Raw genomic sequence first — 25882 nt, 5'->3', positions numbered from 1 at the left:
CCGTTCCCCGGCGAGGCTGTCCACGCGTTTTCCGCGCCGATCACCTGCCCTGCAGCGACTTCACGGTGTTGCCGAAGGTCCAGTTCCGCGAGCCGTCCCAGTTGAGCGACCAGGTCATCAGGCCCTTCAGCCCGTTGCCGTAGGTGTTCCACGCCTGGGACACCTGCCCGGTGGACATGTAGCCGCCGCCTGCCCCCGGCTGCGCGGGCAGACCGGGCACCTGCTTGTCGTAGGGCACGCGGATCGTGGTGCCCTGCACGACGAGCCCCTTGTTCAGGCAGTCGGTCTGCACGGTGAAGCCCTGCACGGTGCCCGCCTGGTAGGAGTCGCCGGAACAGCCGTACATGCTTCCGTTGTAGTACTGCATGTTCAGCCACCACAGGCGCCCGTTGTCGGCGTACTTCTTCACGATCGGCAGGTAGGCGCCCCAGATCGAGCCGTAGGTGACGCTGCCCCCGGTGACGTAGGCGGTCTCCGGGGCCATGGTCAGCCCGAAGTTGGCCGGCATCTGCCCGAGCACCCCGTCGATGATGCGCTCCAGGTTCTCCTGGGAGGCCGACAGGGTGCCGATGCTGCCCCCGCCGACCAGCCCGGTCTCGATGTCGATGTCGATCCCGTCGAAGTTGTACTTCCTGAGGATCGGCACGATCGTGGCCACGAACCGGTCGGCCACCGCGCTGGAGTTCAGGTCGATGCCCGCCGCCGCTCCGCCGATGGACATCAGGATCGTCGCGCCAGCGGCCTTGGCCTGGCACATCTCCGCCGGGGTCGCCACCTTGACCGTGGAGTCCATGCCGTCCTCCCACAGCACGGTGCCGTCCGACTGGATCACCGGGAAGGCCGCGTTGATGACGTTGTAGCCGTGCGCCGCGATCCGGCTGTCGGTGATCGGGACCCAGCCCAGCGGCGGGTGCACCCCGTTCGAGGCGCCGTCCCAGTTCTCCCAGTAGCCCTGGAGCACCTTGCCCGCCGGTCGCGACTTGACCGCGCAGGTGTCGGCGCGCGGTGCCGCGCCTGCGGGGACCAGACCGGCCAGTGGCACGGCCAGTGCGGCGGCCAGCACGGCGCCGAGCACACGTGAGATCCGTCCGAACACGAGGCAACTCCCAACATCGGGTGGGGGCGGCCCTCGGTCACGATAGCCGGTGGGACGCAGCTGGTCTAGACCAGATTGGAGGTCCGTGGCGACCGCCTGCTGGACTGGGGGAGCGTGCCACTGTGCGGCACCGCTTCGGCCCTGATCGAGCTCGCCGAGCACGAGCACGGGTCTGCGCGACCGTGGAACGGCGATTCCCCTTTTGTGTGAGCGAAAACGCCGGAATATGAGCAAGGCTCGACCATTGGGTTCGTGGGGCGTTGTCGGGCGTCACCACATCCCTGTTGCACATCTGCGCGGAGCGTGCGTATCATCAGTGGCGTCTCGTTCTCGCGGATGTCGGCGTCAAGCCGCCCGCCAGGACTTTTCAGATCCCTCTGCTCCGCCAGCTGACCTCGCTTCGCGCTGAGGTCCTGACGGCCCGTGCCGGTGCGTGTCCACGCCCGGCCGAACCTTCCCAGTCAGGAGTACTTCCCATGTCCAGCAACGACAATCCCGCCATCACTGGCATGATCGACATCCACAGGGACCGCACCGTCCTGCGCGTGGACGGCTACCTGCCCGGACCGCGCGACCTCCAGGTGCCCGCCGCCCTGGTCCGCGAGTACGGCCTGCGCCGTGGCGACACCGTCACCGGCACGGTCGGCACCGCGGCCCGCGGCGACAAACTGCCGCCGCTGACCCAGGTCGAGACCGTGAACGGCCAGCACCCGCGCCACGCCAGGAACCGGCCCGCCTTCACCGACCTGGTGCCGCTCTACCCGAACGAGCGGCTGCGGCTGGAGACCGAGCCGCACGCGCTGACCGCCCGCGTGGTCGACCTGCTCATGCCGGTGGGCAAGGGGCAGCGGGCGCTGATCGTCGCGCCGCCCAAGGCGGGCAAGACCACTGTGCTGCAAGACATCGCGCACGGCATCGCCAAGAACCACCCGGAGTGCCACCTCATGCTCGTGCTGGTGGGGGAGCGGCCCGAGGAGGTCACCGACCTGGCCCGCGCCGTGCCCGCCGAGGTGATCGCCTCGACCTTCGACCGGCCGCCCGCCGAGCACACGGCACTGGCCGAACTGGCCATCGAGCGCGCCAAACGGCTGGTCGAGATGGGCCGCGACGTGGTCGTGCTGCTCGACTCGCTGACCAGGCTGGGCCGCGCCTACAACCTGGCCGCCCCCGCTTCGGGCCGGATCCTGTCCGGTGGTGTGGACAGCACGGCCCTGGTGCCGCCCAAGCGGTTCCTCGGCGCCGCCCGCAACATCGAGAACGGCGGCTCACTGACGATCTTCGCCACCGCGCTGGTGGAGACCGGGTCCGCGGGCGACACACTGATCTTCGAGGAGTACAAGGGCACCGGCAACGCCGAACTGCGCCTGGACCGCAAGATCGCGGGCAAGCGGGTGTTCCCCGCGGTGGACCTGGCGCAGTCCAGTACCCGCAAGGAAGAACTGCTGGTGTCCCCCGCGGAGCTCGCGGCCACCCGCGCCCTGCGCCGTGCGCTGGACGGCCGCGAGGGTCAGTACGGCATCGAGGTGCTGTTGGAGGGCCTGCGCAAGACCAGCACCAATGCCGAGTTCCTCACCCAGCTGCTGACCGCGCCCCGCTAGTGTCGGCGCGGTCGACCAGACCGGCGATGTGCGTGGCGAACACGGGCCACAGCTCCCGCGGGAGGCTGTGCCCCATGCCTTCCAGGACCACCAGTTCGGCGCCGGGGATGGCTGCCGCCGTGGCCCGCCCGCCGCTGATGTCGCACAAGGTGTCGGCGGCGCCGTGCACCACCAGCGTGGGCACCCGCAGCGACCTCAGTCGTTCCGTGCGGTCGCCCGTCGCCAGTACCGCGATGCCCTGGCGCTGGAAGCCGAGGACGTCGTAACCCCGGTCGTGGATCCGCCCGGCTCGCTCGGTCGCGGCGGCAACGTCGAACTCGAACCCCGGTGACGCGCCGATGCGCATGGCTCGCACGTGCCACTCGACGAAGGACTCCCGGTCCTGCGGCGGCCTGCCCAGTTTGGCGAACACCGAGGTGTCACCCTGACCCACACCTGGCTCACCGGTGCTGGACATCATGGAGGTCAGTGAACGGACCCGGTCCGGGTGTTCGATCGCGACCATTTGGGCGATCATTGCGCCCAAAGAGGCACCGACGAGATGCGCACTGTCGATTCCGAGCATCTCGAGCAGACCGACGGAGTCGGCCGCCATGTCCGACAGTGTGTAGGAGGCAGTCGAGAGGTCACCGGCAAAAGCCGCCGTGAAATCCGGTACGGGCGCGTCGGAGAAATGCGTCGACCGGCCTGCGTCGCGGTTGTCGAACCGGATCACCTGCATGCCCCGGTCCACCAGTTCCTGGCAGAACCCCTCCGGCCAGTTGGTCATCTGTGCGCCGCCCCCCATGATCAGCAGGACCGGCGGGGCGCCGGGGTCGCCGAAACGTTCGTAGGCGATCTCGATTCCGGACGGGCCGACATTCAGCGCTTTCAGTTCTGGCATGGTCGCAACGATAGTCAGGCAACGGCGGCGGAAAATCGACCCGTGGTGCGATGTTTTCGGCTTGCCGGGCGGGTCATGGTGAAAGTGGGAGGGGGCGAAGAACTGGTCCGGCGCCCGCTATCGCGATCAACTGCCGTCGAGCCCGGCAAAGGGCCCCATCAACCGATCGGTTGACCGCCGTCTGACAGGTCAGGTGATCCCGGCGGACCCGCTGGCCGGACACGCTGACCTGGTGCTGAAACACATGCTGACAACAGGGCTGGCAGTGCTGCTGGCGGCCTCCTCGGCGCAGGCCGCCCCGCAGCGGGATCCCTCGACCGTGTGGACCGACAGCGGCCCGGTGCACGGACTGGTCACCGCCCAGTACCGGCAGTTCCAGGCCATTCCCTACGCCGCCCCGCCGGTGGGCGAGCTGCGCTGGCGCGCGCCGCAACCCGTGCGGCCGTGGACCCAGCCGCGCGATGCCACGACGGCGGCCAGCGCCTGCGCGCAACCGGCCAATCCCGAGGCGCCGAAAGGCAGCACAGCCGAGGACTGCCTCTACCTCACCGTGACGACCCCCACCACCGACACCGGCAGGCCCAGGCCGGTGCTCGTGTGGATCCCGGGCGGCGGCTTCTACATGGGCGCGGGCGGCAGCTATGGGGCTACGGGGCTGGCCGGTCGCGGCGACGCCGTGGTGGTGACCGTCAACTACCGGCTGGGCATCTTCGGCTTCTTCGGGCTACCGGGCCTGCCCGGTTCCGGCTCGTTCGGCCTGCTGGACCAGCAGGCGGCGCTGCGGTGGGTGCAGCGCAACGCGGCGGCCTTCGGCGGGGACCCGCGCAACGTCACCGTCGCGGGGCAGTCGGCGGGCGCCATGAGCGTGTGCGCGCAGCTGACCTCACCCGGTGCTGCCGGGCTGTTCCACAAGGCGATCATGCAGAGCGGGTCCTGCGAGTTCAACTGGCCCGACAACGGCCAGTACCCGGGGCAGCGGGCGGCCTCGATCTGGTCCACCGAGCAGGAGGTGCAGCGGACCGGCACCGCGACGGCGGCACAACTGTGCCCGGACAGGGCGCCCGCCGAGGTGCTGCCCTGCCTGCGCGGACTGGCCCCGGAGGTGCTCGCCCCGCTGACGACCAACTTCATCCGGCCCGCCCACGGCAACCCCGTGCTGCCCCGCGACCCGGCCCAGGCCCTGCGCGACGGGCAGTTCCACCACGTGCCGGTGTTGTCGGGCACCAACCACGACGAGAACCGGGCCTGGCTCGCGGCGTTCGACAAGGGCACCATCGACGCGGCGCGGTACGAGCAACTCGTCACCGGCGTGGTGCACGGCGACCAGGCGGCGGCCCGGCGGATCCTCGACGCCTACCCGGTTTCCGGCTACGACTCGCCCGCGCTGGCCTGGGGCGCGGTGACCACCGACCGGATCTGGGCCTGTACGCAGCTGGCCGCCGAACGGGACATCGCAGGCCACGCACCGGTGCACGCCTACGACTTCGCCGACCCACACTCGCCGTTGACGAAGTTCCAGCCGACCTCGTACCCGCTGGGCGCCGCACACGCGATGGAACTGCCCTACCTGTTCGAGTTGGGCGGCAAGGCACTGCCGCTGGACCCCGGCCAGCAGCGGCTGTCCCAGGACATGATCGCCTACTGGACGAACTTCGCCCGCGGTGGCGACCCCAACGGGCCGGGCCTGACCGACTGGCCGGGCACCACCGGGCTGCGGCTGGCGCCCGAGGGTGCGGGCGGCGTCCACGCCGAGGACATCGCCGCCGAGCACCACTGCGCGCTGTGGGCGGGTGTTTCACCGGGGACCGGCTCGGGTAAGTGATCGGTACCCCAGTGAAGGGAGCGGTCATGTCCGCCGAGGACAAGGTCAGGGACTCGGTCAAGAGCGTCGCGGACAAGTGATGAGCTGCCCTCGGGTCAGGTTCGGCTACACGCTGCTGACCGAGCAGGCGGGACCGCGCGCCCTGGTGCGGCACGCGGTCTCCGCCGAGCGGGCGGGCTTCGACTTCGCGGTGATGAGCGACCACTACTCGCCCTGGCTGACCGAGCAGGGGCACGCCCCCTACGCGTGGAGCGTGCTGGGGGCGGTCGCCCAGGCCACCGAGCGGGTGGAGCTGATGACCTACGTCACCTGCCCGCTCATCCGGTACCACCCGGCCGTGGTCGCGCAGAAGGCGGCGACCGTGCAGCTGCTCAGCCAGGGGCGGTTCACCCTGGGACTGGGCGCGGGGGAGAACCTCAACGAGCACGTGGTCGGCAGCGGCTGGCCGCCGGTCAACGTGCGCCACGAGATGCTCGGTGAGGCCCTGGACATCATTTCCGGGCTGTTCGACGGCGGGTACCTCAACTTCGTGGGCAAGCACTACCGGGTGGACTCGGCCAAGCTCTGGGACCTGCCAGGGCAGCGTGTGCCGCTGGCGGTGGCGGTCTCGGGGGAGCAGTCGGTGGACCTGTTCGCCGCGCGGGCCGACGCGCTGATCGCGGTGGAGCCCGACGCCGGGCTGTGCGGCCGCTGGCGCACCATCGCCGCCCCGGACGCCAACCGGGCGATCGGCCAGCTCCCGATCTGTTTCGACCCCGACGAACAGGCCGCCGTGCGTCGGGCGCACGAGCAGTTCCGCTGGTTCGGCGGCGGCTGGAAGGTCAACGCCGAGCTGCCCGGCCCCGCCGGGTTCGCCGGGGCGACGCGGTTCGTGCGGCCCGAGGACCTCGCCGGGTCGATCCCGTGCGGCCCGGACACCGAGAAGATCGTCCAGGCGGTCTCGGCCTACTGGCAGGCCGGGTTCACCGATGTCGCCCTGGTCCAGATCGGTGGCGAGCACCAGGACGGGTTCCTGGGCTTCGCCGAGGACGAGCTGCTGCCCGCACTGCGCGCCGCCGCGGCCTGAGCTCAGGCGGCCAGCCGCAGCACCGCCCAGACCACCTTGCCGCCGACCCAGGTCGGCAGGCACCCCCACACCTTCGACAGCCCGGCCACCATCACCAGCCCGCGGCCGCCGGGAGCACCCACGTCGGGCTCCCGGTAGGCGGGCATGGCCGGGCTGTCGTCGCGCACGGCCACCGCCAGCCCGTCCGCGCGCAGCGCCATGCGCAGCCGGGCCCGTGACTCCGCGTGCCGCACCGCGTTCTCCGCCAGCTCGGACACCACCAGTTCCACGTCCGCGATCATGTGTTCGAGGCCCCACCTGCGGCAGGTCTCGGCCACGAAGCGGCGGGCCGCACGCGGGGCGGACACGGAGTGGGTCAGGTGCAGGGTCGCCACCCCGCCGTGCGCCCTGGCGGGCAGGCTGCCCACCGCCGCGGTGACCGTCGCGAAGCAGCGCAGCCCGCAGTCCAGCGGCTGGTCGGCCACGAGCACGACGGGCACGCCCGGCCAGTCGGCGGCCTCCTGGGCGATGGCGGTGAACATGCTCAGCGCCACGCCGGAGGGTACGTGCAGCCGGTCGGTGCGGATGACCACGCCGTTCGGCTCCTCGGCCACGCACCTCAGCAGCGCGGCCCGCAGGGTTTGGCTCCCCACCGCGTCCAGCGTGCCGTGCGGCCGGACGAGTGCCGTTCTGCCCCGGGTCCGCACCTCCACAGCCAGCGCACCGCTCACCACGTGCGTGCGGTGAGGTCACGGAACAGCCGGTGCACGGCTTCACCCCCTGGTGATTTCTCCACTGTGAGTTCGGGACTACCCGTAACGGGTGGCGACTAACCGTGGGATGTCCGGGTAGCCGGATGACCCTGGTCCGAACGGGAGGGAGAAGCGACCGCACCGACATCCGCAACACGGGCGGCACCGTCGTGGACACGCCGGCGCCACTTGACAGCCGTGCCAGCATTGTATCAACGACTCGATACAAACCTGGAGCGATCGTGCACTACCTCGTGCTGGCAGGGGTTCTGGCGGTGTTCGTCGCGGCATGCTCGCTTTTCTCGCCCACGCCGCGGCGCAGCAGGAAGCTGCTCTGGAACTGGGGGGTGGCCGAGCCCACCGAGGAGCAGGGCGCACAGGCGCTGCCCTACCTGCGCAGGCGGTACTGGCTGATTGTGGTGTCAGTGCTGGTGATCGGCCCGGTCGGCGTGCAGCTCAGCGTCGGGATGTTCGCGGGCCCGCTGGTGAGCGTGAGCTCGGTCCTGGTCGCACTGCTGCTGGCCGAGCTGGTCTCGGCGGTGCTGCCGCGGCGTGGCGCCACGCGGGTGGCGAGCCTGACCCGGCGCACGCTGCGCGGACTGGTGCCGCGCTGGGTGATCGCCACCCACCTGGTCCTGGCCGGTGTGGCCATCGCACTCGCACTCGCCGTGCTGGCCGCGCAGCCCTGGGCGGACCGCGCGGCCGCCTCGCTGGACCCGTTGGTACGCACTGGCGCGGGCTTCGACCTGACCCAGGCGCAGCTCCGCGACGAGGCGCTGCCCTGGGTGATCATCACCGAGGTCCTGGTGAGCCTGCTCCTGGTCTACGGCACGGTCGTCCTGGCCATGCTGCGGACAGTGGTCGGCGAGCCCGAGGTGGACGCCGTGCTGCGCGCCCGCTGCGCGCAGATCGTCGTCGGCGTCGGCGCTGTGTACACCGCCTCGGTGGCCAGCGCCGCCGTGTACCGGATCCACCTGGTCGAACAGTCGGCACTGCACCTGCCGCTCCGGCCGGACTGGCTCGCGTGGCTCGGCGCGCTGTCCACGCCCCTGCTGGTGGTCGTGCCGGTGGCCGGGGTCCTGGCCTACGTCCTGCTCGCCACGCCGTGGAAGCTGATGTTCGTGCAGCCGCAAGGCCGTTCAGCGCCCGTGTAGGTCCTCGGGGTGCCGACCGTCCTCGGCGCTGAGCCCGAGCATGTCCAGCAGTTGGGCGCACTCCTGTGGGCTGTCCGCGCTGGCCGCCACGTAGCGGGCGGCCCGGCGCAGCTGGTGCGGCGGGCACTCCGTCACGGACTGCCTGGCCAGCGCCTTGCGCTCGGTTGTCGTCATGTCCGATCAGCTCCTCGGTTCGCGGTGAACTCCTTGCTTGTGCACGGATTGCCGCGGCCCGCCGTCACCGGAGGATCTCTCGCATCGCGCACGCCTTGAGCTCGTTGACTTTTTGACGCACCGTGGAACCCGTGTCCAGGCGGGTACCCCCGCGCCTACGGTTGAACCGACGAGGAGGTGCCGATGGTGCGCATGGACAGGTTCCGCTGCCCGAGCTGCGAGTGGCGGGTGGACGTCGCCGCGGGCAGGCTGGTGCCGCACAAGGACGGCGAGCGGTTCTGCCCCGGCTCGGGACGAGTGGTCTCCGCCGAGGCGTTCGGCCCCGTGCTGGCCGTGATCCCGATGGGGCAGGCCCCCTGCACGGCCTGTGGCAGGCACATCGAGGTGATGACCCTGCACCAGACCGTGCGTGCCCTGTGGCCCTGCGGGGACTCCTTCGCCAACCCCTCGACCGAGTCCGACGACATCCCGGCGCTGCGCAGGCACGTGGCCTCGCTGACCGACTAGGCCTGCTGACGCTCGCCGTGCGTGCGCATGTGTCGTTTGGTGGTGTACAGGTGGGTCCGTCCCCACCTGAATGGCTGAACGGTCGGCACGATTCGTGTGCCGCACCGCAGCGGTCCCTTGCCGGGCAAGCGGATTCTCGTCACGGGAGAGCGGAACTCACCCGGTCAGCGCCTCGTCCAGGTCGGAGTGCACGCGGAACGCCTGGTCGATGCCGGAGATCGCCATCGGGCGGGTGACGATGCGGTTGCCCGCAACCAGGCGCAGGTCGCTGCGGTGCGCGGTGGCGGCGCGGCGGGCCTCGACCAGCACGGCCAGTCCCGCGGAGCCGAAGAAGCTCACCGTGCTCAGGTCGAGCACCACGACGGAGGTCGTGGCGAGCTGGTCCAGCACGCGGGTGCGCAGCAGGGGAGCGGTCAGCATGTCCACCTCGCCGCTGACCGTGAGCACCGACAGCATGGTGGAGGGCTGGTCGAGCACGATCTCGATTTGCTCGGCGATGGCTCTGGCCTCGGTGCCGATCTCGGACTGTGGCATGGTCATTGTCGTGTCTCCCGTGGGCATCGTGTTTCGAGCCCGGATGACCCAGACCGCCAGGTGCAGCGGAAACGGCCCATGTGAACAGGTCGCCTCGCAATGCGGCCCGGATCGGCGGCGTACACCGCCTCACCGGCACGGCTGTGTGCTCAACCGCTGCACCTCCACAGTACGACTGGGTGCCCGTTCGGGCAACACGGGTGGTAACCGGCCGTGCGCTGGGTACCCGTTCCGGCATGGAGAAAGCATCGTGAGCGAACGGGAGCCACCGCAGTACGCGGTGGCCAGGGTGCAGCGGGCCATCGCCGAGGACCCGAGGACGGTCGAACTGGGGGTGCGGGTGACCGTGCGCGGGGACCAGGTGTTCCTGCGCGGGGACGTGACCTGCCAGGCAAGGCGGGACGACCTGACCGAGGTGGTCGCCGAGCTGGCGCCGGAACTGTTGGTGCGCAACGAGATCAGGGTCGTTCCCTCGGGCGCGCCCGAGGGGCGGGAGGAACTGCTGTGATCAGGATCGCCGCCGTGGGTGACGTGCACCTCGGCGAGGACAACGCCGGGTTGCTGCGCCCGGCGCTGGAGGAACTGGGGGACCGGGCCGACGTGCTGTTGCTGGCCGGGGACCTCACCCGGCACGGCACCGTGGCGGAGGCCGGGGTGGTGGCCGGGGAGTTCCGCGACCTGCCCGTACCGGTGATCGCCGTGCTCGGCAACCACGACTACCACGGTGACGCCGAACGGCCCATCACCGATTTGTTGCAGGACAACGGCATCACCGTGTTGGAGGGCACCGGGACCGTGCTGGTGGCGGACGGCCACCGGGTCGGCGTGGCCGGGGTGAAGGGCTTCGGCGGCGGGTTCGCGGGCAAGTGTGCCAGCGCGTTCGGCGAGCGGGAGATGAAGCGGTTCATCCAGCACACCGAACAGATCGCCGACCGGCTGCGGGCCGCCCTGCTGGGGCTGTCCGCCGAGGTGCGCGTCGCGCTGACCCACTACTCGCCGGTCGCCGACACCCTGCACGGCGAGCCGCCGGAGCTCTACCCGTTCCTCGGCTCGTACCTGCTCGCCGAGGCGATCGACGCCGCCGGGACCGATCTCGCCCTGCACGGGCACGCCCACTTCGGCACCGAGTCGGGCAGCACGCCGGGCGGGGTGCGGGTCCGCAACGTGGCCCAGCCGGTGCTGCGTGCGGCCTACGCCGTCTACTGCCTGGAACCCGCCGCCGAGCCCGTGTCACCCAGCCTGTACTGAGACCGCGTGCGGCATCTGCCAGCCCTCGGCGAGCCGGGACGGGCGCAGGGTGTGCCCGCCGCCGAAGAACTCGCAGAACTTCATGATCAGCGGGTCCCAGCCGACCGGGTCCACGTACCGGGTCCCCGGGATGACCAGGTCCTGATCCACGTGTGCCCGCAGCACCTCCGCCTCGAAGGCCGTGGCGAGGTCCGCGCCGCCGAAGGGACGGGCCGAGACGATCCGGCACTCCAACTGGATCGGGCACTGCGCGACGCGCAGCGGTGCGACCAGTTCGGACTCCTGGCCGGTCAGCCCCGAGACGGCGAACTTGTCCGGCACGTACCGATAGCCCTGCTCCACCCGGTACCCGGCCACCACCGGGTTGCCCGTGGTCAGCGCCAACCGGTCCACCGCGTCCACCAGTGCCGAGGAGGGCAGGTTGAGCACGCACTCCCGTTCCCGCAGCAGGTTCGCCGCCGTCTGACTGTTGTTGCCCATGCCGAGCATGCAGTGCTGGCCGAGCCACCAGGCCGAGGACATCGGCGCGAGGTTCGTCGTGCCGTCCTCGTTGCGGGAACTGATCACCACCACCGGCGTGCCGAAGTACAACACCTTCAAACCGGGTACCACATGCATCGCGACCGCCTTTCCTGTGCTGTGCGCCGCGATGATCACTCTTTCTCGCCGGGTGGGCGGTCGCTGGCGGGATCCGGACCTCGCGTTGGCGCTCGAGGCCCTCGATTGATCAGTGAGGCGACCAGTTCGACAATTCCGGGTTCACGCTGAGGAACTCCCGATTGGTCAACAGTCAACTGATCTGGCCCTGGCTGCCAGGCGGTACGTTCGGATCATGATGCGTGTGCTGGTCGTGGGAATTGCGTCATTGTTGGCGGCGGGAATTGTCGCGGCGCCCAATGCGGTCGCCGACACCGGGCTGGAATGTCTGGGGCAACCGGTGTCCGGGCCGCACGTGTCGGTGACCAGATGTGGCGGCGGGGTCGAGGAGTTCGAGGTCCGCGATTCGGGGACCAGCCACGCCACGATCTGGCACCGCGGCGGGGCCGGGGACTGGGAGCAGGTCACCGACCACTACGTGGGCCCCAAGGACTGGGGGCTGACGGCGGCCGAGGACGTGGACGGCACGCTGGAGGTCTTCGCGGTGTTCCAGGGCGGGCTGTTCCACGTCCGGCAGGACCGCGACGGGCACTGGGGCAGGACGGAGGAATTCGGCATCGGCAAGATCCCGTACTTCGGCGGCCCATTCGTCTACCGGGAATTCGACGGGCGGCTGGACCTGTTCAGCTCGGACTCGAATGACAGGATCGTGCACATCCTTCAGGAAGTGCCGGGTGGCGAATGGGGCTCGAAGCGTGCGCTCGACCAGTTCCAGAACCTGCCGCCGAACCGGGTCCTGACCGCACCCGGCAAGGTGCGGCAGTTGCCCGACGGCAGGCTGGACGCCGTGGCGATCCTGTGGGGATCCTCGGGCAGCGCGCCCGAGGACTACTGGCACGCCGTCCAGCTCACCCCGCACGGTGATTGGGGCGCCTGGCAGGCGTGCGCCAGCATCGGGTGTGACTGAGCGGATCAGCGCGGCGGGCGGGTGACGCCGACCGCGTACCGGGTGAGCCGGGTGGGCAGCGTGGCCCGCTCGGTGAACCGGGGCGGGTCAGGCTGCCCGGGATAGCGGCTGTGGACGAGGTCCTCGACGAACTCGCGCACCGATTCGGGATCGGGCAGCAGGTCCCCGCCGAGGTAGGCCAGGGTGACCGGCAGGGCGGCGGGATCGGTCTCCACGCCGATCGACCAGCCGTAGCGCTCGTCCCACAGCAGCATCAGATCGTGCTCGGGGAAGTTGGGGCTGCGGACCGAGAGCGCGAAGTAGGCGCTGCTCAGCTCGCAGACCTCGAAGCCGACGGCGTGTTCGGGGATCTGCAGTGCCTCGGCCACGGCGGCCACGTAGCAGCCAAGGCCCAACGCGCTCTGACTGTGCGGATCGATGGTCATCTCCCGGCGCCTCACCTGTCAGCAGGGACAGCAACGGTCCGGTTTACCCGCTACCTCGACACCTCAACCCTGTTCGCGGACAGGACGAATGTGACCTCCGTCCCATCGGCCCCGCGGCACACCGAGCTGTCCCTGGCCAGCTTGCCGATCAGCTCCAGGCCCCGGCCCCGGCTGCCCTTGTCGGCGGGAACCGGTCGCCAGGCGCCGAAGTCGCGCACCCGGCCGCTGACCGCCCCGTCGGGCAGCGCGCGCAGCTCGTACTCGAACTCGCCGTCGGGCACACCGGGATAGGCGTGCTCCACGGCGTTGGCGGCGGCCTCGCCGAGCACCAGTTGCAGGTCGTCCAGCAGGTCGGCGGCCAGGTTGGCGCTGCGGGCCCAGGCCCGCACGGCGGTGCGCATCGAGGCCAGCACGGCGGGCACGGCGGGCAACCGCTCCCGCAGCGTCACGGGCAGCAGCCGGGCCACGACCAGTGCCACGTCGTCATTGGGTCCCTGGTCGGCGAGCTGGTGGGTCACCAGGTCGGAGGCGACCTGCTCCGCGGGCAGCCCGGCCAGTTCCCGCGCGTTCGCGACGAGCCGGTCCAGGCCCAGGTCCAGGTCCTCGCCGCGCCGCTCCACCAGTCCGTCGGTGTAGAGCAGCACGGTGTCGCCCGGCGCGATCTCCCGCCGTTCCTCGGTCAGCGGCAGCTCCGCGCCCAGGCCCAGCACCGTGCCGACCGCTCCGGTGAGCAGGCTCGCCTCCCCGTCGCGGACCAGCACCGGTGGCACGTGCCCGGCCCGCGCCCAGCACAGCTCGCCGGTACCGCAGTCGATCACCAGGCAGGCCACCGTGCTGGCCAGCGCGGCGGGCACCCGCTCGGCGAACTCGTTGAGGTGGCGCAGGCACTCGGCGGGGGAGTGGCCCTCCAGCAGGTAGGCAGCGACGGCGCTGCGCAACTGCCCCATCACGGCGGCGGCGGTCGGCCCCTGACCGACCACGTCCCCGACCACGATCGCCACCCGGTCGGCGTCCAGCCGCAGCACGTCGTACCAGTCGCCCCCGGCCCTGGTGCCCTCGGCCCCGGGCAGGTAACGGGTGGCCAGCGCCAGCCGGTCCACCTCGGGCAGGCTCTTCGGCAGCAGGCTGCGCTGCAGGACCTCGGCGATCTCGTGCTCGGCCCGGTACATGCGCGCCCGGTCCAGTGCCTGCGCGCACTGCTCGGCCAGCGACAGCACGGCCAGCCGGTCCCCTGGGTCGAACACCCGCTCCACCGGCGCGCCCACCGTGATCACGCCCAGGCAGCGGCCCGCCACGATCAGGGGTACCACCGCGCCGGCCGCGAAACCCGTGGCGCGCATCAGGTCCGGGAACGCGGGGTGCTCGGCGGCGCAGTCCTCCAGCCGCTCGATCCAGACCGGCCGGTGGGTGGACACCGCGTCGGTCACCGGGGACCGGTCGGTCAGGTCGATCCGGGTCCACGAGCGCTGGTGTCCCGGCGGGGTCAGCGGTTCGAGCACCTCGGGATCGCGCAGTTCGAACACGCCGATCTCGCACTCGCCCAGCAGCCGCAGCCCGTGCGCCACGGCCGTGCGGGCCACCTGCGCCGGAGTCGTTGCCGCCGACAGCTCGGCCGTGGCCTGCTGCAACAGCGCCAGCCTGGCCGCGGTGGTCTGTTCCTCGGCCAGCAGCAGGGCGTTGTCCAGCGCGATGCCCGCCCGGCTGGCGATCTCGGTGACCAGCGCCAGGTTGGCGTCGGTGTAGTCGGCGGCCCCGGTGTCGCGGCGCAGCGTGAGCACCGCCAGCGTCCTGCCCCGTGCCCGCAGCGGTACGACCATTTCGGTGCCCTTGCGGCGCGGGCCGTCGGCCTGGTCGGTCCGCCGCACCGTGCACTGGTCGGCCAACCGGGTCTGCACCATCAGGCGGGTCAACCGGTCCAGGCGTGGTACCACACCTGTGGTGTCGTCCAGCTCGGCGCCGAACTGGGCGAGCAGCCGCTGCCGCTCGGTCTCCTGGTAGCGGGCGTTGATGTCCACGCAGCTGGCCACGTGCCCGCTGAACTCCGCGCCCTGCCCGATCGGCACGGCGTGCTCCAGCATCCAGTGGTAGGCCCCGTCCGCGCGGCGCAGGCGGTACTCGATGGACAGCGCCCCGCCGGTGTCCACGGCCGAGTCCAGCGCGGCCCGGTACCGGTCCAGGTCCTGCGGGTGCACCAGCCGCTGCCAGCCCATGCCCAGGGCGTAGGTCGGACCGGTACCGGTGAACTCCGTCCAGCCTCGGTTGACGAACTCCCGGTCGCCCGCACGATCGGCGGCCCAGATGAGGGCGGGTGCCACATCGGCCATACTGCGGAAGCGCTGCTCGCCCTGCCTGCGCACCCGGCCCAACCGCACGTGCGCGTTCACCCGCGACAGCAGCTCGCGCGCCGAGAACGGCTTGACCAGGTAGTCGTCGGCGCCCGCGGTCAGCCCCTCGGCGGAGGCCTCCTCACCGGCCCGTGCCGACAGCAGCAGCACGGGCACGCGAGCGGTTCGCGGGTCCTCGCGCAGCGCGGCCACCAGCCCAAGGCCGTCCAGGCCCGGCATCATGACGTCGCTGATGACCAGGTCCGGCGCGGCCTCGCGGACAGCACGCAGCGCCTGCACCCCGTCGGCCACGGCGACGGTGCGGTACCGGGCCCCGAGCAGCCGGGTGAGGTAGCCGCGCATGTCCGCGTTGTCGTCGGCGATCAGCACCTGGGCCGGTTCGCGCGGGGCCGTCGGCTCGGTGCCGGGCAGCCACTGCTCGGCCTCCTCGACGAACGGGGCGGCACTGTCGGACCGCACGGTGCTGGCGCCCAGGTTCGCCGCGGGCAGGTGCGCGCTGCCCAGCGGGATCCGCACGGTGAACGTGGTGCCCACGTCCACCTCGCTGCTCACCTCGACCTCGCCGCCGTGCAACCCGACCAGCTCGCGGACCAGGGCCAGGCCGATTCCGCTGCCCTCGGTGGAACGGGACCGGGGCTGCTCGATCCGGTGGAACCGCTCGAACAGCCGGGGCAGCTCCTCCTCCGGCACGCCCACCCCGGTGTCGGCCACGGTCAGCACCGCGCAGCCGGCCACGGGGTGCAGGTCCACCCGGATGCTCCCGCTGAAGGTGAACTTCAGCGCGTTGCCGACCAGGTTGAACACGATCTTCTCCCACATGCCCCGGTCCACGTGGGCGGGCGGGTCCAGTGGGGGGCAGTCCACCGCAAGGCGCAGCCCCGCCCGGTCGATGGCCGAGCGGAACAACCCGGCCAGCTCGGCGGTCAGCGTGCCCAGGTCCACCGGCTCGTACGCGGCCTCGACCCGGCCCGCCTCGATGCGGGAGAAGTCCAGCAGGGAGTTGACCAGCTTGCCCAGCCGCTGCGCGTTGCGCTCCACCACGGCCAGCTGCTCGCGCTCGGCGCCCCGCGCGGCCTCGCGCAGTTCCCGCAGCGGTCCGGTGATCAGCGTCAGCGGGGTGCGGAACTCGTGGCTGATGTTGGCGAAGAACGCGGTCTTGGCCTTGTCCAGCTCGGCCAGCTCCTCGGCCCTGCGCTGCTGGAACTCGTAGGCCAGCGCCCCGTTGATCAGCGCGGCGCTCTGGTCGGCGGCCAGCGCGAGGAAGGTCCGGTACGGCTCGTCCAGCGCCCGTCCCGCGCTGGCCGCCAGCACGATCACACCCAGCGGCTCACCGCCGGAGTCGTTGCGCAGCGGGAACACCAGCGCCTCGGTGGGCGGTCTGTCCCAGGCCCCGCCGGGCAGCTCGCCGATGCGCTCGCGCACCTCGTGTACGTGCACCGCGCTGCCCGTGGCCAGCACCTCCGCCACCGGCCAGCCCGCGAAGGCCGGGCCGCTGGCCGCGGTCAGTTCGGGCGGGCCGCCGAGGTAGATCGCCGCGTACGGCACGTCGGGGCCCAGCGAGTCCACCACGGCGCGGCACGCCTGCCCGGCGCTGCGCAGGCCGCCCGCCTTGGCGCCGAGCCCGCGTAGCATCGCCATCCTGCGCTCGCCGACGACCCGTTCGGTGGTCTCGCTGACCGCGGTGAACACGCCCACCACGGAGCCGTCCTCGTCGTGCAGCGGGCTGTAGGAGTACGTCCAGTACGTCTCCTCCCAGTACCCGTGCCGGTCCATCGGCAGCAGCAGGTCGTCGGACCAGGTGGCCTGCCCGGTCGCCAGCACCCCGCGCAGCATCGGGCCGATGATGTGCCAGATCTCGGTCCACACCTGGTCACCCGGCTTACCCAGCGCGGGGTGCTTGCTGCCCAGCAGCGGCAGGTACGCGTCGTTGTAGAGGAAGCGCAGCTCCTGGCCCCACCACACGATCATGGGGAAGCGCGAGGTCAGGCAGATCCGGCAGGCCGTGCGCAGCGCGGCGGGCCAGTCCCGCTGCGGTCCCAGCGGTGAACTGGCCCAGTCCACCTCACGCATCCGGGCGGCCATCGCGCTGTCGCCGGGGAAGGCCAGCGACAGCAGGTCCGCCTCCACGTCTTCGTCCACCAGACCTCCAGCGAGCAGGCTAGCCAGTGGGGCCTGCGGTGGCCACCGACGTGGGTCTACCCGCTCGCGCCGGTGCACGCTCGGGCCGTGCCCGAAAGTCCTTCCGGACTGCCCGCTCACGCCTCGTGCAGGGGCGGCGGGGTCTTGGCGCCCATCACGCCTCCGGTGCGCTCGGGGTAGATCGGGGCGTCACCGATCACCGGGTCGGTCTCCGGCGGGGCGGGCTGGTCGACCAGGCCGCCGCCGGTCTGCGGAGAGGGCTGGACCTCGCCGCGCCACGCCCCGGTCTCGTGGCCCTCGGATTCGATGAACTCCTTGAACCGGTGCAGATCACCGCTGACCCGGTTGCCCACGATGCCCAGTGCGGCCCCGGCCTTCTCGGTGAGCGTTTCCGGCTCGTACTCCATTTGCAGCGTCACCCGCGTGGTGTCGCTGTCCAGGCGGTGGAAGGTCACCACGCCGCCGTGCTCGGGGCCCTCCACGGTGTGCCAGGCCACCCGCTCGTCGGGGTGCTGCTCGGTGATCTGCGCGTCGAACTCGCGGTGCACGCCGCCGACCTTGGTCTCCCAGTGCGTGAGCGTGTCGTCGACCTGCACGACCCGTTCCACGCCCTCCATGAAGTAGGGGAAGGACTCGAACTGGGTCCACTGGTTGTACGCGGTACGCACGGGGACGTGGACGTCGACGGACTTCTCAATGGTCGTCATCGGGTGATTCCTCTTCCTTTGGTGTACTCGGGGGTTACCCGTCCGAGCTCCGCTCACACCTGTGCGTGGCGCAGCAGTGCACCGACCCCGTCGGTCAGCTCCACGTGGCCGTCGGGGACGACCACCTCGGCCCCGGTGGCCGCGGCCAGGCACGGCAACGCCTCGTCCAGCCTGCGCCGGCGCAGCTTCGTGGTACCGGTCGCGGCCAGCTCCTCCTGCTCCAGTGCTGCCTGACCCGGTTCGTCACCGGTCCACAACGGACGGTCGCCCACCAGGGACTGGCTCACCACAACGGTTTCCGCCCTGGCTTCGCGCAGTGCGCTGACTACCGCGGGTAGTCCGTCCACCGCGTCGCCCCGTCCGGCGGCCAGCTCCTCGGTGAACCGGTCCACCAGGTCGTCCTGAATGGACCGTGCGAAGTCCTGCGCGATGGTGGCCAATTCCACCTGTAGGGCGGCCTCGTCCACGCCATCCGCCCGTCCACCGCTCGCCACCTGCACCGCGATCCGTTGGCAGCGCTGGGGGAGTTCCTCCTGCAAGGCGGTGCGGGCCTGCACCTCGCCAGCGAGGATGATCAGTTCGGCGTGCAGGTCGTCAGCCATCGAGACCACCTCGGCGGCCACGGCGCCGACATTGTGCACGGGGTGGTCCTCACCGCGCACGCTCACCACACCGACCAACTCGCCCTCCTGGCCGTAGCCGCGCAGATCCGCACCCAGCCGGTCGGTGATGGCCACGACGTACGGGATGGGCGGTACGGCCTGGGCCACCAGCGGCAGCAGGTGCGGCAGTTCCGAGTAGCGCGCGATCGGCAGCGGCGGGGGCACCGGCAGCCACTTGTCCACCAGCACCCGGCCCGCCGAGGCGATCAGCGCCCGCCCCGCGCGGCCCACCGGCCGCGGTCCGCTGGTCAGCGCGTCGTGCAGGGCTCGCAGTGTCGGCGGGTCGGCGCCCTGCCTGGTCAGTTCCTGTTCCGCGGCCTTCCAGTGCGGTCCGAGCGCGTGTGCGGAGTCCTCGGCATCGTGCGAGGCGTCCAGGTACAACGAGGCGAACGCGCCGGGCGCGGCGGTCAGTTCGCCCAGTTCGGACAGGTTCATGTGACCTCCTTCCTCATGCCGGGGCGTACCCGTGCAGCGCCGGGGCAAACGCGGGATCGGCCGCGACACCGCTCAATACTGTTTACGGGAACGGAAACCGACACCGCCTTCGGTAGGTACTGCCCTGCTTGTCCCGCTGCCTAACATCCGGGCATTCTCCGATTCAGGAGGTCGTGATGTTCGTCCGCCTTGCTGTTCCCGTTGCCGCGCTGCTGTTGTGCGCCACGGCAACCTCCATCGCCGCTCCCGACTCCACCAGCGAGGTCCCGGGCCTGGCCGCCCAGGCCCTGCCCGGGGCCCAGGACCTGGGCCCGGCCTCCGGTCAGCAGCGGGTGGCGCTGACCCTGCGATCCCAGGACGAGATTGGCCTGCAACGGTTCCTGGCCGACCCGCGGCACGCGACGCTCAGTTCCGCGCAGTACCAGGCCGCCTTCGGTCCGTCCCCGGCCGCCGAGCGCGCCGTCCTGGACTGGGCCCGCGGCGCCGGGCTCGAGGTGGCGCACCGGCCCGGCAGTCAGGTCTTCTCGTTGCAGGCAGCGGCGCCGGTGATGGCCGGCGCCTTCCACACCAGCGTGCACCGCTTCCGAGTGTCCGGGTTGGAGGTGCTCGGTTCCACCGGGCCAGGCCGGTTACCGCGCCAGGTCGCCGCGGCCACCGCCGGGCTGGTCGGGCTGGCCGCTGCACTGCCCGCGCAGACAGCCTTGCGGCTCAACGGGGATCGCGTGGCCGCGCCCGCCGACCTCCACCCGATGGGGCCCGACGAGTTCGCCAAGTTCTACGCCATGCCCACGACGCCCACCGGCAAGGGCCAGAAGATCGCCGTCCTCGGCTGGACCGCCATGGACGGGGTGGTCCGGGACCTGGCCGCCTTCCAGGACCGCTACCACCTGCCGAGGGTCCCGATGACCGTGGACTACGTGAGCGGCAAGCCGGACTCGGTCAACGACCAGATGGAGTGGGACCTGGACACCCAGTACGCCACGGCGATGGCCCCCGGCCTGGACGAGATCCACGTCTACGCAGCCAGGTCCAACGAGAACTCGGACCTGACCACCGCCTTCGGCAAGTGGGCCGACGAGAACACCTACCCGGTCGGCAGCGCCTCGCTGGGGGACTGCGAGCAGAACGCCAAGGACTGGGTGGGCGCGCTGGAGCCGGTGCTGCGCAAGGCGGAGGCCCAGGGCCAGACCCTGTTGGCCGCCAGCGGTGACGACGGCACGAACTGCTTCGGCGGCGTGCGCGACCAACGGTCCTACCCGGCCTCCAGCCCGCACGCGATCGCCGTCGGCGGCACCGAGATCACCGACATCACGGGGCACAAGGTCACCGGCTGGCACGGGTCCGGTGGCGGCAACAGCGCACTGCTGGACAAGCCGTCCTGGCAGGACAACGCGGGCGGGGCGTTCACCGGCACCAAGCGCGGCCTGCCCGACCTGTCCTTCGCCGCGACCAACTACAAGATCATCGACAACGGTGGGGACAACACCGTGGCCGGGACCTCGGCCAGCACCCCGGTGGTCGCCGGGCTGCTCGCCAGGGTGCGGGAGAAGAACCCGAGCCTGGGGTTCATCGGGCCGAAGGTGTACTCCGTGGACCGTGCCGTCTACACCGACATCACCACCGGCAACAACGGCAAGGCCGCGGGTCCCGGCTGGGACTACGTGACCGGGCTCGGTGAGCCGATCGTCATCCGGTGGCTGGACGCCATGGCTGGTTCGTGACCGATCAGTACGAGGTCTGGCCGTCCGGGGCACCCGTGTCCTGGACGGCCAGGCCTGGTAAGGGTCAGTACGGGGGCTTGCGGGTCAGCACGCGGCGGCCACCGGCCCAGATGGTCATGGCCACGACCACGCCCAGCACGGCGATCCCCAGGAACAGCCAGTGCGTGGCCCGGCCGGTGGAGCCCTGGGCGATGCCCGAGACGTACAGGGCGAGGTAGCCGACCAGTTGCAGCGCGGCGAAGGGTAGCACCAGCCTGCGCCGCAGGATCACCAGCAGGGCCAGCACCCCGGTGACCAGCACGACCACTGCCTGCCAGGCGGTGAACTGGAACCAGGCGACCTGCCCGGTGGCCAGCCCGATCAGGCCGACCACGAGCAGCAGCACGCCCTCCACCGCCAGCACGATCCGGCTCAGGTCGACCCGGCTGCGCTCGGCGCGGTCGGACGCGGTCAGCTGTTCGTGCTCGCTCATCGGGAAACCCTCCACATCAGCGCCAGTACCGCCGCGACGGTTCCGGCGGCGATCAGCGCCCCGCGGTGCGCCGAGAACCACCACTGCCTGCTGCCGGGCCGTGCGGTGGCGTCGAAAGCGCCGTGTGCGCCGTGGTCCTGCCCCGTCGGCCCGTCGGCGGGGCGCCACAGGTTGCCCTCGTCCGCCGGGGGCGTGCGGTCGCACTGCTGCGAGTCGTAACCGGTCCGCGCCAGGTAGCGGTCGACCAGGCCGCCCGCGAACCGCGAGCCGAGCACGGTGGTCACGGTCGAGGCGCCAACCCAGTACTCGCGCCGTCGCGGGTGCCTGGCCGCGTGCACGATCGCCCGCGCGGCGACCTCGGGCTGGTAGACCGGTGGCACGGGCTGTGCTGGCCGCGGCAGACGGTTCACCAGCCAGTCGAACTGCGGGGTGTTCATCGCGGGCAGGTGCACCATCGTCACGTGCACCCCGCTGCGCTCGTGCAGCAGCTCGCAGCGCAGCGCCTCGGTGAAGCCCTTGACCGCGTGCTTGGCGGCGCAGTAGGCGGATTGCAGCGGGATCGCGCGGTGCGCCAGAGCGGACCCGACCTGCACGATGGCGCCCCGACCACGGGGGCGCATCCGCCACAGGGCGGCCTGGGTGCCGTGCACGTAGCCGAGGTAGCTGACCTCGGTGACGCGCCGGTACTCCTCGGCGCTGATCCGCGAGACCGGCGCGAACACCGAACTGAACGCGTTGTTGACCCACACGTCGATCGGGCCGAACTCCGCCTCCACCCGCGTGGCGGCGGCGTCCACCTGCCCGGGGTCGGCCACGTCCACCTCGATCGGCAGCGGCACGCCACCGGCGGCGCGCACGTCCTCGGCGGCGGCGTTCAGCCCCGTGTTGCCCCGCGCCAGCAGTGCGACGTGGTCGCCGCGGGCACCGAACTGCTTGGCCGTCGCGCGTCCCACTCCGCCCGAGGCTCCGGTGATGACAACGACTTGGCTCATGAGGCGTGGCTACCCGATGTGCCAGGAGCTAACCCAGCCCTGGCAAGGTGGGAGAACGCCTCGTGCGTTCGGCCCGCGGCCCGCACATCTGGTTCGGTCCATTGTGGACATTATCTGCTCCGGGTGGCTCCGCGCGAAGTCCTCGGCCACTCGGCAGCACGCCACGATCGTCGCCGGTGTCCCGGTTACCCCGATCGGCGCACTTCACACCGCGCAGGTTTGGCCGTGACCGCGCGGTGGCACCCGACGTCCGACGCTGGCGGAGGGAGCTGGTCGGAGATGGACACCGAGCGCGTGTTGTTCTTGGTGGCCGGGGTCCTGGTGGTCGCGGTCGTCGGTCGCCTGCTGGTCCACAGCGGGCGGCGCTACCTCGCCACCTCGGAGGCGAGCGCCCATGGCTCGGCCGGATCGGCGGCCGCCCTGGTCTCGACCCTGTTCCACCTCGTGACCCTGGGCCTGGTGGCACTGATCGCGGTGCTGCCCTTCAACGGGGACCTGCAACAGAACTTCTTGCTGCGCATCGGTTTCCTGCTCATCGTGCTGGCACTGGCCTACGGCGTGGCGCTGATGATGCTCAGCCGCCGCAGGCAGGAGCAACTGGCCTCCAGTATCGACTCGCACATCCAGGAGGCCGAACTCCAGCGCTCGGAGCCCGCGCAGGCCGAGAAGGAGACTCCCGGCCAGCGGACCTGAGTGGAGGGAGGCGAGGCGGCTGCCCTGACCCCGTGGTGGGACAGCCGCCTCGCGGCCTCACCGCGCCGCCGCGAGCAGTTCCTCCGACAGGTCCCACAGGCGGTCGGCATTGGCGGTGTCCAGTGCGTAGCGGGCCACGCCCTGAAGCCTGTCGCCGCGCCGGTCGAGCACCTCGGCCTCGTTACAGTCCGCGAAGTACCGCCCGCCGACTCCCGCCAGCAACGGGGACACCGCGAGCAGCACCGAGGTCGCGGCCCCCTGCGCCACGGACTTGATCAACTCGGGCGGCACCGTTCCGCTGCCGCCACCGCCGGTGTGCCGCTGGAGGTTGGTGTAGATCGCGCCGGGCATGAGGGCGTTGGCGGTGATGCCCTCGGCGGCCCAGCGCCGGGTGGCGCCGACCGCGAACAGCACGTTGGCGGTCTTGGACTGCCCGTAGGCCAGCCACGGGTCGTACCGGCGGAACGCGAAGTTCGGGTCGTCGAAGATCACCGGTGAGAGCTGGTGACCGCTGGAGCTGAGGACCACGACGCGGGCCGACCCGTCGGCGGCCAGCGCGGGACGCAGGCCGGTGGCCAGCGCGAAGTGCCCCAGGTGGTTGGTGGCGAACTGCATCTCCCAGCCCTGCGGGGTGTACTGCTCGGGGCAGGCCATCACCCCGGCGTTGGCGACCAGCAGGTGCAGCGGCCCCTGCCAGGCCGCGACGAACGCCGTGACGGAGGCGGGGTCGGCCAGGTCGAGCTGGGCCACGTGCAGGGCCTCGTTGCCGGTGGCGGCGGTGACCTCCTTCGCGGTGCGCTCGCCCGCGGCCAGGTCGCGCACGGCGAGGGTGATCTCGGCGCCGGTGGCGGCCAGCGCGCGGACGGTCTCCACGCCGAGGCCGGAGGAGGCACCGGTGACCACCGCGCGGCGGCCGGACAGGTCCACGCCCGCGGCCACCTCGGCGGCGGTGCTGGCGAAGCCGAACGGGGTCTGGATCGTGCTCACTGCGCGAACTCCCTGATGCTCGAAGAGGTGAGCGGGCTGCCGCTGCGCCAGGGCACCACCCGGCCGAAGCGCACGAGCTCGCCGTGCGTGGCGGGGTCCACGCGCTCGGCGAGGGCCAGGTCGAGCACGGCGCGGGCGGCCTGCTGCGGGGTCTGGGCCTGGCTGTAGTCGGTGAACCACGGCCGCGAGGCACGGGTGTCGACCATGCCGGGGCAGACCGAGGCGACCAGCGTGCCCTCGGCCAGGTCGCGGTCCCGGCGTTCGGCGGCCACGGCCCGCACCGCGGCGACCTGCGCCACCTTGGAGGGCACGTTGATCCAGCGCGGCCAGCCCAGTTCCTCGGCCGTACCGGCGCGCAGGGCCGCACGCCAGGATTGGACGGCCTGCTCGACCTGATCGAGCGAGACGCCGTCGAACAGCGGGTGCAGTGCGGGGTCCAGGTGGCCGAGCGTGCCGAGCGAGCTGGCCACGACCAGCAGCCGCCCGCCGGGGCGCAGCACCGGGCCGAACGAGCGCAGCACCGCGTGGGTGCCGTCGTTGGCCACGGCGATGAACTCCTCGGCCTGCTGCGCCTGCGGCTCGTCCGGCACGAGGCGGGCGACGGCGTTGGACAGGACGAGGTCCACCGCGCCGAGTTCCGCGGCGAGCGCGGCCACGGCCCCGGCGTCGGTCACGTCGAGCACCCGGCCGATGACCTGGCTGCGCGTGGTGGGCGCCTGGTCGACCCGCGCGGCTGCCTCGGCGACCCGCCCGGGGTCGCGCCCGGTGAGCAGGACTCGGTCCCGCGGTCCCAGCCTGGCGGCCAGCCCCTCGGCGAGGGCGAAGCCCAGGCCCTGATTGGCCCCGGTGACCAGGGCAGTGCGTGGAGCTGTCATGACAGCAACGCTAGGAGCGGCACAGCCATGCGTCCAACGAGAGTTGAGCATCTGTGGTATGCGTGATTGTCATGGACTTGCAGGAGGCGTCACTGGTGGGACTGCGGGTGTTCCGCGAGGTGGCCGAGCGCGGCACGCTCACCTCGGCCGCCGCCGCGCTGGGCTACACCCAGTCCGCGGTGTCCCGGCAGATCGCCGCGCTGGAGCGGGCCGCGGGCGCGCGACTGCTGGAACGCCGCCGCGAGGGCGTGCGGCTGACCAGCGCGGGACACGTGGTGCTGCGTAGTGCCGCCGCGGTCCTGGACCAGATCGACGCCGCCACGCGGGAACTGGCTGGCCTGCCCGCCGAGGGCGGCACGGTGCGGCTCGGCTGGTTCGCCAGCGCGGGCGCCGTGCTGCTGCCCAGGGCCGTGGCCGCGCTGCGCCGCAGCCACCCGGCGATCACCGTCACCACCCGTGAGGGCACCACGCCAGCGCTGGTGCGTGCGCTGCGCGCGGGCAGCCTGGACCTCGCGCTGATCTCCTCGGCCCCGCCGTTCCGCCCACCGGACGCCGAATCCCCGCCGCTGGCCCTGCAAGTGCTGGCCGAGCGCAGCCTGCTGCTCGCCGTGCCCGTCAGCCACCCGCTGGCCAGCGGGGACTCCGTGGACCTCGCGCAGTTGCACGGCCAGAGCTGGATCGCCGCCCAGTCCACCGGCGCGGACCAGTTGATGGGCGTGTGGCCCGGACTGGACGAGCGGCCGCGCATCGCGCACACCGCCCGCGACTGGCTGGCCAAGCTCCAGCTCGTCGCCGCCGGGTGCGGGCTGACCACCGTGTCCGCCTCGCTGGCCGCCGCCGCACCGCCCGGCGTGCGGGTCCTGCCGGTGCGCGGCGGACCGCGGGAACGACGGCGCATCCTGCTGGCCCGGCTGCCCGGCCCGCTCCCGGAACCGGCCGCCCGGGTCGCCGAGGCCCTGCGCGCCGCCGTCGAGTCCGGGTAGCGGGCTGCCGAAAGCCCACGGCGGCGATCGGGTGTGCGGCAGACTGGTCCGGACGACCTGGAGAGGGGG

The 25882-nt window shown here is 71.7% G+C and carries 24 protein-coding genes and 1 pseudogene; 11 read left to right on the top strand and 14 right to left on the bottom strand.

Translation table 11 applies throughout. The features are described 5' to 3' along the window. Window positions 1-40: 40 nt before the first annotated feature. Window positions 41-1096, bottom strand: a complete 1056-nt coding sequence (locus tag KALB_RS22870) for a chitinase (protein ID WP_025358040.1) — start codon at window positions 1094-1096, stop codon at window positions 41-43. A 542-nt stretch (window positions 1097-1638) separates the two neighbouring features. Between KALB_RS22870 and KALB_RS22865 the strand changes: the two are divergent. Further along, window positions 1639-2694, top strand: a pseudogene (locus KALB_RS22865) (transcription termination factor Rho, short form); the annotation flags it as partial. Here KALB_RS22865 and KALB_RS22860 read toward each other — a convergent pair. Beyond that, a complete protein-coding gene (locus tag KALB_RS22860) occupies window positions 2666-3577 on the bottom strand; it encodes an alpha/beta fold hydrolase (RefSeq protein WP_025358038.1) in 912 nt (303 codons plus the stop codon). The pseudogene KALB_RS22865 and the gene KALB_RS22860 sit on opposite strands and share 29 nt — an antisense overlap. Before the next feature lie 232 nt (window positions 3578-3809). Between KALB_RS22860 and KALB_RS22855 the strand changes: the two genes are divergently transcribed. Next, window positions 3810-5399, top strand: coding sequence for a carboxylesterase/lipase family protein (locus KALB_RS22855; protein ID WP_236649991.1), 1590 nt, complete (start codon window positions 3810-3812; stop codon window positions 5397-5399). Between the two features lie 79 nt (window positions 5400-5478). Continuing rightward, a complete protein-coding gene (locus tag KALB_RS22850) occupies window positions 5479-6465 on the top strand; it encodes a TIGR03557 family F420-dependent LLM class oxidoreductase (RefSeq protein WP_025358036.1) in 987 nt (328 codons plus the stop codon). A gap of 2 nt (window positions 6466-6467) precedes the next feature. Here KALB_RS22850 and KALB_RS44115 read toward each other — a convergent pair whose 3' ends face one another. Next, window positions 6468-7097 (bottom strand): ATP-binding protein, encoded by a 630-nt coding sequence (locus tag KALB_RS44115; RefSeq protein WP_148309580.1) that lies wholly within the window; start codon window positions 7095-7097, stop codon window positions 6468-6470. Between the two features lie 341 nt (window positions 7098-7438). Between KALB_RS44115 and KALB_RS22840 the strand changes: the two genes are divergently transcribed. Further along, window positions 7439-8350 carry a hypothetical protein gene (locus tag KALB_RS22840; RefSeq protein ID WP_025358034.1) on the top strand — a complete coding sequence of 304 codons (912 nt, stop codon included), beginning with the start codon at window positions 7439-7441 and terminating at the stop codon, window positions 8348-8350. Here KALB_RS22840 and KALB_RS22835 read toward each other — a convergent pair. Continuing rightward, window positions 8336-8524, bottom strand: a complete 189-nt coding sequence (locus KALB_RS22835) for a hypothetical protein (protein ID WP_025358033.1) — start codon at window positions 8522-8524, stop codon at window positions 8336-8338. The two genes, KALB_RS22840 and KALB_RS22835, sit on opposite strands and share 15 nt — an antisense overlap. 183 nt (window positions 8525-8707) lie before the next feature. Between KALB_RS22835 and KALB_RS22830 the strand changes: the two genes are divergently transcribed. Next, complete coding sequence (locus KALB_RS22830) at window positions 8708-9031, top strand: hypothetical protein (RefSeq protein WP_025358032.1); 324 nt, start codon at window positions 8708-8710, stop codon at window positions 9029-9031. Between the two features lie 156 nt (window positions 9032-9187). On the opposite strand, the gene KALB_RS22825 is transcribed toward KALB_RS22830, so the two are convergent. Continuing rightward, entirely contained in the window at window positions 9188-9571 is a 384-nt protein-coding gene (locus KALB_RS22825; RefSeq protein ID WP_025358031.1) for an STAS domain-containing protein, read from the bottom strand. Between the two features lie 244 nt (window positions 9572-9815). Here KALB_RS22825 and KALB_RS22820 point away from each other — a divergent pair, with 244 nt between their 5' ends. Beyond that, window positions 9816-10073 (top strand): BON domain-containing protein, encoded by a 258-nt coding sequence (locus KALB_RS22820; protein ID WP_318296030.1) that lies wholly within the window; start codon window positions 9816-9818, stop codon window positions 10071-10073. Further along, entirely contained in the window at window positions 10070-10813 is a 744-nt protein-coding gene (locus KALB_RS22815; RefSeq protein ID WP_025358029.1) for a metallophosphoesterase family protein, read from the top strand. Before KALB_RS22820 ends, KALB_RS22815 begins: the two co-directional genes overlap by 4 nt. Here the strand turns inward: KALB_RS22815 and KALB_RS22810 are convergent. Beyond that, window positions 10796-11407 carry a flavin reductase family protein gene (locus tag KALB_RS22810; protein WP_236650379.1) on the bottom strand — a complete coding sequence of 204 codons (612 nt, stop codon included), beginning with the start codon at window positions 11405-11407 and terminating at the stop codon, window positions 10796-10798. The genes KALB_RS22815 and KALB_RS22810 overlap by 18 nt on opposite strands. Before the next feature lie 238 nt (window positions 11408-11645). On the opposite strand from KALB_RS22810, the gene KALB_RS22805 reads away from it, so the two are divergent. Continuing rightward, a complete protein-coding gene (locus tag KALB_RS22805) occupies window positions 11646-12377 on the top strand; it encodes a PLL family lectin (RefSeq protein WP_148309579.1) in 732 nt (243 codons plus the stop codon). Between the two features lie 5 nt (window positions 12378-12382). Here KALB_RS22805 and KALB_RS22800 read toward each other — a convergent pair whose 3' ends face one another. The 4 genes from KALB_RS22800 to KALB_RS22785 form a co-directional block, all read right to left on the bottom strand. Beyond that, window positions 12383-12802 (bottom strand): DUF6292 family protein, encoded by a 420-nt coding sequence (locus KALB_RS22800; RefSeq protein ID WP_025358026.1) that lies wholly within the window; start codon window positions 12800-12802, stop codon window positions 12383-12385. Between the two features lie 50 nt (window positions 12803-12852). Continuing rightward, window positions 12853-17286, bottom strand: coding sequence for a SpoIIE family protein phosphatase (locus KALB_RS44110; RefSeq protein WP_051912943.1), 4434 nt, complete (start codon window positions 17284-17286; stop codon window positions 12853-12855). A gap of 116 nt (window positions 17287-17402) precedes the next feature. Further along, complete coding sequence (locus KALB_RS22790; protein ID WP_025358024.1) at window positions 17403-17993, bottom strand: SRPBCC family protein; 591 nt, start codon at window positions 17991-17993, stop codon at window positions 17403-17405. Between the two features lie 53 nt (window positions 17994-18046). Continuing rightward, on the bottom strand, window positions 18047-19090 hold the full coding sequence (locus KALB_RS22785) for a baeRF2 domain-containing protein (protein ID WP_025358023.1): 1044 nt from the start codon (window positions 19088-19090) through the stop codon (window positions 18047-18049). A gap of 176 nt (window positions 19091-19266) precedes the next feature. On the opposite strand from KALB_RS22785, the gene KALB_RS22780 reads away from it, so the two are divergent. Then, window positions 19267-20811 carry a S53 family peptidase gene (locus KALB_RS22780; RefSeq protein ID WP_025358022.1) on the top strand — a complete coding sequence of 515 codons (1545 nt, stop codon included), beginning with the start codon at window positions 19267-19269 and terminating at the stop codon, window positions 20809-20811. Window positions 20812-20875: 64 nt separating this feature from the next. Here KALB_RS22780 and KALB_RS22775 read toward each other — a convergent pair whose 3' ends face one another. After that, on the bottom strand, window positions 20876-21283 hold the full coding sequence (locus KALB_RS22775) for a hypothetical protein (RefSeq protein ID WP_025358021.1): 408 nt from the start codon (window positions 21281-21283) through the stop codon (window positions 20876-20878). After that, window positions 21280-22275 (bottom strand): SDR family oxidoreductase, encoded by a 996-nt coding sequence (locus KALB_RS22770; RefSeq protein WP_025358020.1) that lies wholly within the window; start codon window positions 22273-22275, stop codon window positions 21280-21282. The genes KALB_RS22775 and KALB_RS22770 overlap by 4 nt, the downstream gene beginning before the upstream one ends. 279 nt (window positions 22276-22554) lie before the next feature. Here KALB_RS22770 and KALB_RS22765 point away from each other — a divergent pair, with 279 nt between their 5' ends. Continuing rightward, on the top strand, window positions 22555-22968 hold the full coding sequence (locus tag KALB_RS22765; RefSeq protein WP_025358019.1) for a hypothetical protein: 414 nt from the start codon (window positions 22555-22557) through the stop codon (window positions 22966-22968). A 57-nt stretch (window positions 22969-23025) separates the two neighbouring features. On the opposite strand, the gene KALB_RS22760 is transcribed toward KALB_RS22765, so the two are convergent. Further along, window positions 23026-23955, bottom strand: coding sequence for an SDR family NAD(P)-dependent oxidoreductase (locus KALB_RS22760; RefSeq protein ID WP_025358018.1), 930 nt, complete (start codon window positions 23953-23955; stop codon window positions 23026-23028). Continuing rightward, the gene (locus KALB_RS22755; RefSeq protein ID WP_025358017.1) at window positions 23952-24830 is read right to left on the bottom strand and encodes an SDR family NAD(P)-dependent oxidoreductase; all 879 of its coding nucleotides are present in this window, start codon (window positions 24828-24830) and stop codon (window positions 23952-23954) included. Before KALB_RS22755 ends, KALB_RS22760 begins: the two co-directional genes overlap by 4 nt. Window positions 24831-24901: 71 nt before the next feature. Between KALB_RS22755 and KALB_RS22750 the strand changes: the two genes are divergently transcribed. Beyond that, window positions 24902-25813, top strand: a complete 912-nt coding sequence (locus KALB_RS22750; protein ID WP_025358016.1) for a LysR family transcriptional regulator — start codon at window positions 24902-24904, stop codon at window positions 25811-25813. Window positions 25814-25882: the final 69 nt, after the last annotated feature.

This window comes from Kutzneria viridogrisea DSM 43870 (genome assembly GCF_000525635.1).
GTDB lineage: Bacteria > Actinomycetota > Actinomycetes > Mycobacteriales > Pseudonocardiaceae > Kutzneria > Kutzneria viridogrisea.
Note: the sequence above shows the minus strand (reverse complement) of the source record. Positions and strands in the feature narration are given on the sequence as shown.